Consider the following 1,617-nt stretch of genomic DNA (forward strand, 5'->3'; position numbering starts at 1 on the left):
AGTAGCGCGCGCAGCCCATCAGGGTCCGGCGGCGCCTGCGCCGACGAACAGCACAGAGGGCTGGGACTCGTCGGCTGCCAGGCAAAAGGAACAGAAAGGAATCCGCCGAAATGATCATCCGGTTGCCGGACCTCGTCGCGAGGTCCGCCCAACGCAACCCAGGCGCGCCCGCCCTGACCGCGCGGACGACCACGATCTCCTACACCGATCTGCATGAGCGGACGGAGCTCGCGGCCGCCGGCCTGCGCGACCTCGGGCTCGATGGTGGCGAGCGCGTCGCGGTCTTCCTCGACAAGAGGATCGAGACCGTCGTGTCGCTGCTCGCCTGCTCGCGGGCCGGTGGCGTGTTCGTCCCGGTGAATCCCGTGCTGCGGGCCAGGCAAGTGAGGCACATTCTCGACGACTGCGCCGTGCGGGTACTGGTGACCTCCACGGACCGGCTGCGAGCCCTGCGCGCTGAGCTCGCCGCCTGCAAGTCACTCTCCCACGTCCTCGTGCTGGGCGACTCGGTTGCTGAGGACGAGGAAGCCCGTTACCGCGTGCTCCCCTGGTCGGAGGTCGTCGAGCGCGCGAGCCAGGCCGCGTGTCCTCCGACCGGCGGCGTCGACACGGATGTGGCCGCGATCCTCTACACGTCGGGGAGCACCGGGGCCCCGAAGGGCGTCGTGCTGTCGCACCGCAACCTCGTCGTCGGCGCGGAGAGCGTCAGCACTTACCTGAACAATACGGCAGAGGACCGGATCCTGGCCATTCTCCCGCTGAGCTTCGACGCCGGACTGAGCCAGTTGACAACCGGCTTCTGCGTCGGCGCCCACGTGGTGCTCGCCGACTACCTGCTACCGGGGGATGTCGTCCGGATGTGCGCGGAGCACCGTATCACCGGACTGGTGGGCGTACCGTCGCTGTGGATCCAGCTCGCAGGCCAGGCATGGCCGTCCGAGGCCGTGGCCGGGATGCGCTACTTCGCAAACACTGGGGGGCGACTCCCGCGCGTTACCCTGCAACAACTGCGAGCGATCTTCCCGGCCGCGGCGCCATACCTGATGTACGGCCTCACAGAGGCGTTCCGCTCCACCTACCTCGATCCCCGGGAGGTCGACCGGCGGCCCGATTCAATCGGCAAGGCCATCCCGAACGCCGAGATCCTCGTGGTCCGGGAGGACGGCGGCCTCTGTGGTCCGGGCGAGCCGGGTGAGCTGGTGCACCGAGGCCCGCTTGTCACGCTGGGTTATTGGAATGACGCTGAGCGCACGGCCGAGCGGTTCCGGCCGCCGCCGAACCGTCCGGTCGAGCTGTGTACGCCCGAGCTGGCGGTCTGGTCCGGCGATGTCGTCGTCCGCGACAAGGAGGGCTTCCTGTACTTCGTCGGACGGCGTGACGACATGATCAAGACATCGGGGTATCGGGTCAGCCCGCAAGAGGTCGAGGAAGTGGCGTACGAGACTGGCCTGGTCCACGATGCCGTCGCGCTCGGCGTCGAGGACGAGGCACTTGGCCAACGGATCGTCCTCGTCGTGACACCCTCCGATCCCGCCGGCTTCGACCCGGCCGCGGTGACCGCACGCCTGCGGCAGGAACTACCCGGCTACATGGTGCCCGCCGAGGTGGTGGTCCGTA

1 protein-coding gene is annotated in these 1,617 nt (G+C 68.6%); it reads left to right on the forward strand.

What is annotated here, in order from left to right; translation table 11 throughout:
* Positions 1-110 precede the first annotated feature (110 nt).
* Positions 111-1,617, forward strand: a 1,507-nt coding sequence (locus tag VGH85_05380; GenBank protein HEY2173227.1) for an acyl-CoA ligase (AMP-forming), exosortase A system-associated, incomplete at its 3' end; no start/stop codon positions are given.

Source organism: Mycobacteriales bacterium, assembly GCA_036497565.1.
Classification (GTDB): Bacteria; Actinomycetota; Actinomycetes; order Mycobacteriales; family QHCD01; genus DASXJE01.